At 43.8% G+C, this 5705-nt stretch carries 5 protein-coding genes; 4 read left to right on the top strand and 1 reads right to left on the bottom strand.

Annotated features, from left to right (window positions below; all coding sequences use genetic code 11):
- Positions 1 to 495 precede the first annotated feature (495 nt).
- The 4 genes from HY805_00385 to HY805_00370 all read left to right on the top strand — a co-directional run bounded on the left by HY805_00385 (position 496) and on the right by HY805_00370 (position 4268).
- Positions 496 to 1206 carry a TlyA family RNA methyltransferase gene (locus tag HY805_00385; protein MBI4822679.1) on the top strand — a complete coding sequence of 237 codons (711 nt, stop codon included), beginning with the start codon at positions 496 to 498 and terminating at the stop codon, positions 1204 to 1206.
- Positions 1206 to 1892, top strand: coding sequence for a hypothetical protein (locus tag HY805_00380; GenBank protein MBI4822678.1), 687 nt, complete (start codon positions 1206 to 1208; stop codon positions 1890 to 1892). The genes HY805_00385 and HY805_00380 overlap by 1 nt, the downstream gene beginning before the upstream one ends.
- A 97-nt stretch (positions 1893 to 1989) precedes the next feature.
- The gene (gene acs, locus HY805_00375) at positions 1990 to 3948 is read left to right on the top strand and encodes an acetate--CoA ligase (GenBank protein MBI4822677.1); all 1959 of its coding nucleotides are present in this window, start codon (positions 1990 to 1992) and stop codon (positions 3946 to 3948) included.
- An 11-nt stretch (positions 3949 to 3959) separates the two neighbouring features.
- The gene (locus HY805_00370) at positions 3960 to 4268 is read left to right on the top strand and encodes a hypothetical protein (GenBank protein MBI4822676.1); all 309 of its coding nucleotides are present in this window, start codon (positions 3960 to 3962) and stop codon (positions 4266 to 4268) included.
- Between the two features lie 126 nt (positions 4269 to 4394).
- Here the strand turns inward: HY805_00370 and HY805_00365 are convergent, their stop codons facing one another.
- The gene (locus HY805_00365; protein MBI4822675.1) at positions 4395 to 5516 is read right to left on the bottom strand and encodes a DUF362 domain-containing protein; all 1122 of its coding nucleotides are present in this window, start codon (positions 5514 to 5516) and stop codon (positions 4395 to 4397) included.
- Positions 5517 to 5705 lie beyond the last annotated feature (189 nt).

The following is a 5705-nucleotide window of genomic DNA, read 5'->3' as shown; positions in this document are numbered from 1 at the left end:
CACTCTCTCGTCCATAGGTCTCACCTCTCTCCATGGCATCGCAATACCTCCTTGCTCTGCCATTATACTGTTACCCATGTCCGTAGGTTAATCTGTTACCTATGTTAGCAGGTTGCACCTCTAAAAATCCCCTCCCTCGATGGGAGGGGTTTGGGGAGGGTGAATAGAAAAGTCCAATCCCCCTCACCCCACCCTCTCCCGCAAGGGGAGAGGGAAAAGAAAAACCATAGTTCATTTTTTACTTGACAAATGGCTTTGGAAGTGTTATTATCTAACTATAGTTTAGTATGAAAAGAGGAAAAGTAAGAAAGCTGATTTGGTTTAATATTAAAGCAAAATTAAAGCAGGAATCCTTTAAAATCAATAACTTAGAAGATACCCCCCTCCCCTATTAAATTAAAGCAAAGACATTGGACACTGAAAGGATGACGCAAGCTATTGATTCTTTTTGCTCTTTATGGAAAAATAAGCAGGGTGAAGGAGAGGCTTGACAAGATGGTTTTTGAAAGAGGTCTTACTGAAAGCCGTGAAAAGGCAAGGGCATTGATTATGGAGGGCAGGGTTCTGGTTGACGGAAAAGCAGTTGTAAAGCCCGGCACCATGATTAATAAATCCGTAGAAGTAATTCTTAAAGAGACAGAAATGCCGTATGTCAGTAGAGGTGGGCTTAAGCTCAGTGCCGCAATCGAGCACTTTGGCATTGACCTCAAGGAGAAAACCGCAATAGATGTTGGAGCCTCCACAGGAGGCTTTACGGACTGCATGCTTAAGATGGCCGCAAAAAAAGTCTATGCCATCGATGTTGGCTACGGACAGTTTGACTGGAGACTGAGACAGGATAGCCGAGTTGTCCTACTTGAAAAAACAAATATAAGATACCTCGACAAAGACAGAATCCCCGATGAGATTGACATTGCCACTATCGATGTCTCATTCATCTCGCTTACAAAGGTAATACCTAAGGTCATGGAGTTTTTAAAGCCAAGAGGCGAGATTATTGCCCTTATAAAGCCTCAGTTTGAATTACAAAAGGCTGATGTTTCAAAGGGCGGTATCGTTAGAAATGAAGAAAAAAGGCAGAAGGCTATTGAGACAACTAAAACCTTTTCGGAGAATTTAGGGCTTACTGTGATAGGTGTGATGCAATCGCCTGTCCAAGGACAAAAGGGAAATATAGAATATTTCATATATCTAAGGGGGAAATAATGGAAGAGCAAAAACGCATAGAATTAGACCTATCTACTGCATCGGAAGATGTCATCTCGGTTTTATTGGATGACACAGACGAAGAGGAAGTATTCAAGGCAATATACGATGCAAACCCAGGGAGGGTTGAAATCCTGAGAATACTTTATGACCATCCACACACCCCTGATTCAGTAAGGGATTCTGTGGCAAAGGTGCTACAGCTTCCAGTCAAGGTCTCAAGGGAAGTCGAGGAGATAAAAAAGAAAGAGATGGAAAAGCCTAAAGAGGTGCGAGCAAAAACCCTATCCCATAAAGTGGATAAATTAGGCGTTATGGATAGGGTAAAGCTTGCCATGAGAGGCGGAAGAGAGATAAGGGGAATACTTCTTAAAGACACTAATAAGGAAGTGGTGCTTTCTGTGCTTTCAAACCCGAGGATTACAGATGCAGAGGTGGAGATGGCTGCCCGCTCAAAAAGTGTTCCCGAGGAGGTACTGAGGATTATTTCAAAAAGCAAAGACTGGATGAAAAACTACTCCATACTTCAGGGTCTCGTTAACAACTCAAAGACCCCTGCTGGCATATCAATGGCATTCGTAACAAGCCTAAAACTAAAGGACCTCCAGCTTCTTGAGCGTAACAAGAATGTTGCCGAGGCAGTGAGGTCTGCGGCAAAAAGGGTCCTTTCGGTAAAAAGGAAATAGACATAGGTCAAGATTTTAGAAACCCAAAATTTGCAGTTTGTGGAAAACCTGCTATGATACGGGTATTACAGAGGCTTTTTTTAGATGGAGGTGTCTTATGTCCGAAAAGAAGATATTTCCTCCCCCAAGAGAATTTCAGGACAAGGCAATCGTAAGAAGCGCCGAGGAATACAAAAGGCTTTATGAAGAATCCATTCAGAATCCAGAGGGCTTCTGGGCAAAGATGGCAGAAGAGGTCTTCTGGTTTAAGAAGTGGGACAGGGTTATGGATGCTGATTTTAAGACAGCTAAAGTGTCATGGTTTAAAGGTGGAAAACTTAATATCTCTTACAATTGTCTTGACAGGCATCTTGCCCTGAGGAAGAACAAAGCCGCCCTCATATGGGAGCCTGAGTCAGGGGAAAACAGGATTTTCACTTATCAGGACCTTCTTCGCAGGGTCTGCAAGTTTGCCGCTCTGCTTAAGAGGCTTGGCATAGGTAAAGGCGACAGGGTTGCTTTTTACCTTCCAATGATTCCTGAACTGCTTATTGGAATGCTTGCAACTGCAAGGCTCGGTGCCGTGCATAGCATTATATTCGGAGGATTCAGTCCTACTGCCTTAAGAGACAGGATTAACGACAGCAAGGCAAGGATTCTTATAACATCGGATGGCTCGTTCCGTTCGGGAAAGGTCATACCACTTAAGGCAAATGCAGATAAGGCGATGGAAGGGACTCCGAGCATCGAAAAATGCCTTGTAGTGTCAAGAACAGGTTTGCCTGTGGATATGATGCCTGAAAGAGACCTCTATTTAAACGATGCCCTCCAGATGCCTGATGTCCCGTCCTACATAGAGGCAGAAGAGATGGATGCAGAAGAGCCACTATTCATTCTTTACACAAGCGGCTCTACAGGAAAACCAAAAGGACTTCTTCACACAGTAGGAGGCTATCTCGTATATGCTCATTCCACATTTAAGTATATCTTCGATTATCGCGAGGAGGACACATTCTGGTGCACTGCTGACATTGGCTGGATTACAGGGCATTCATACATAGTTTATGGCCCGCTTTCATGTGGCGGAACCACTGTTATGTTTGAGGGAGTCCCAACATATCCAGAGCCAGACAGGTACTGGCAGATAGTGGAGAAATACCGCATAAACACCATTTACACTGCGCCCACTGTTATAAGGGCACTTGCGAGAGAGGGCGATGAATGGACAAAAAAGAATGACCTTAAAAGCCTGAGGCTACTTGGCTCTGTTGGCGAGCCGATAAACCCCGAGGCATGGCTCTGGTATCATAAAAACATAGGTCTGGGACAATGCCCTATAGTAGATACATGGTGGCAAACAGAAACAGGCGGAGTACTCATCTCCTCGCTTCCCGGTGCAATACCCCTTAAGCCCGGTGCAGCAGGCAGACCGTTTTTCGGCATCGAGCCTGCTGTTATGAAACCCGATGGAAAAGAGGCAGGCATTAACGAAGACGGAGGTCTTGTTATCAAGTCTCCATGGCCAGGCATTGCAAGAACCATATACGGAGACCCAAAACGCTACTACGAGACTTATTTTTCACAATACAAGGGATATTATTTTACAGGCGATGGTGCAAAGGTTGACGAAGACGGAGACTATCATCTTCTTGGAAGAATAGATGATGTCATAAATGTATCGGGGCACAGACTCGGCACTGCTGAGATAGAAAGTGCCCTCGTTGCCCATCCTTCGGTTGCAGAATCCGCAGTCGTAGGCTTTCCGCATGAGATAAAAGGACAAGGGATTTATGCCTTTGTCATCCTGAAAAGCAATGTCTCTACAAATGGGCTGGAAAAAGAACTCATTGAACAGGTTAAAAAAGACATTGGCCCAATTGCAAAACCAGATGTAATACAGTTCGTAGATGGCCTTCCAAAAACCAGAAGTGGCAAGATTATGAGGAGAATCCTGAGAAAAATCGTTGAGGGTAAACACGATGAGCTTGGAGATACAACCACGCTTGCGGATTCCTCTGTCATCGAAAAACTCATTGAAGGAAGAGAAAAAATATTAAGCGTCCAAAAGCTAAACTAAAGGAGGATTATATGCTTTATATATCGCTATTCGATGCAAAACAGGATGCCACCTTAGAGGAGATAAACAAAGAAAGAGCAGAATGGATTAAAAAGGGCAAAAATAAGGTCTTTGAGAATATGTGTAAATCCGTTCATAGATATGAGGTCATTGGCAGAACGCCTCTTAAAATCCTTTTTCTTATAGACACAGAAGACCCCCATGCCCTGAATATCCTTGCGCATCACTTTGGAGACAAATGGAACTCAATCACCTATCCTGTGCTCGAAAGAAAAATATACGAGGCTCTCGAGGAGGATAAAACTATAGTTGGTGGCTAAAGTTTGATTTATCAGAAAGCTTAAATTTTTCTCTTGACAAGACTTCGGAAGTATGGTATCAAATGTATAAGCGCTCGTTACCTCCCCTAAGCTGATGTCCAGTACCCACGGACATCAGCTCTTTTTTTAGACCTCTATTAACTCGTATGCTTTATTGCCAAGCCCAAGTCTTTCAGCCTCATCCACCTGAACGATGTAGGGCTTTTTATGGAGTTCATAAAGCACATCCTTGCCTTTTTCAATCCCCTGTCCTTCGGATTCAGGCAGAGGCTCGGATGCCTGAAGAAGTTTTATGCTTGCACTTTCAATTGCCACAATGTCATCTGAAATAAGTATTCCTTTGTCCTGAATAACAGGCACATCAGCCGCAGGCATGCAGTCACATTCGGGCAGTATCTCTGTTAGAAAGTTTATATATATGACCTTGCCTTCTTTGAATGTCCCAAGAACTGTCTTTACCGACTCTGCGAGGGATTTCTGAAACATCGTATCATCAGCACCCTCTATCGTAACAGCGCCCTCAGGGCAGACCCTCGTGCATCTTCCACATCTCCAGCACCTTTCGTCCTCATAGTAAAATGTCTTTCCCTCCTCTATGAATTTCACGCACTCAAGCGGGCATACCTCCTCACACTGATAGCAAAGCTCGCAGCTGTTTTCATCCCACATAAGCCTACCCTCGCCTACTACATGCATTGCACCTCTTCCGCATTTCCATCCGCAATGCCTGTGCCCTGCGCTTATAGCACCCATCGCAATGTTCTTTATTGCACCTGCATACCCTGCATTTATATGTCCTTTTACATGAGAGCAAACAACCATTGCAGGCACATCATGTATCAAGGAGGCAACTGCTATCTCTCCAAGTAGGTCCCCTGCTTTTATAAGTATGTTGTCTGCTCCATAAAGCCCATCTGCTAAAACCACAGGCGCACCAACCGAAAGATGGTTTATGCCGTTTTGATTTGCCACATCGAGGTAATCAAGCCCTTTAATTCTTACTGTGTCTGTTACAAAAGGCTTTGCAGAGATTGCCCTGAGAGCATTGACGACCTTTCTTAGAAACACAGGCCTTACAATCCTATGTGCTCCCTCTGAGCCAAAATGAGTCTTTATTGCAACCCATTCCTTTGGCTCGAAATACCTTGAAAGGTCTATCTCGTTAAGGAGTCTTTCGAGCTTCCCTGGCATGCTTTCTTCGTATTTCCACTTATGAACCCTTGCTGATGCGTAATAGACCTTTGACATTTCTATTTAAAACTATAACATGCCCTTTTCTATAAGACAACCAGCTCCAAAAATCGTTGCCATCTCCTTTTTTTATAGGTTCAATTTGAATTCCCTAAGTGCTTGAAATATCTTCATTTTTATCGTTAGAGCGTTCAATCTTTTTCATTTTGTTCAAATAAGCTGTTTTGTCATCCGTAGCATCAGCCT

The organism is Nitrospirota bacterium (genome assembly GCA_016207905.1).
Classification (GTDB): domain Bacteria; phylum Nitrospirota; class Thermodesulfovibrionia; order Thermodesulfovibrionales; family JdFR-86; genus JACQZC01.
This window is presented reverse-complemented; position numbering and strand designations above follow the sequence as displayed.

Coding starts and splice junctions, on each gene's coding strand:
- HY805_00380 (MBI4822678.1), top strand. CDS start 1,206: ATGGAAGAGCAAAAACGCATAGAATTAGACCTATCTACTGCATCGGAA.
- HY805_00370 (MBI4822676.1), top strand. CDS start 3,960: ATGCTTTATATATCGCTATTCGATGCAAAACAGGATGCCACCTTAGAG.
- acs (MBI4822677.1), top strand. CDS start 1,990: ATGTCCGAAAAGAAGATATTTCCTCCCCCAAGAGAATTTCAGGACAAG.
- HY805_00385 (MBI4822679.1), top strand. CDS start 496: ATGGTTTTTGAAAGAGGTCTTACTGAAAGCCGTGAAAAGGCAAGGGCA.
- HY805_00365 (MBI4822675.1), bottom strand. CDS start 5,516: ATGTCAAAGGTCTATTACGCATCAGCAAGGGTTCATAAGTGGAAATAC.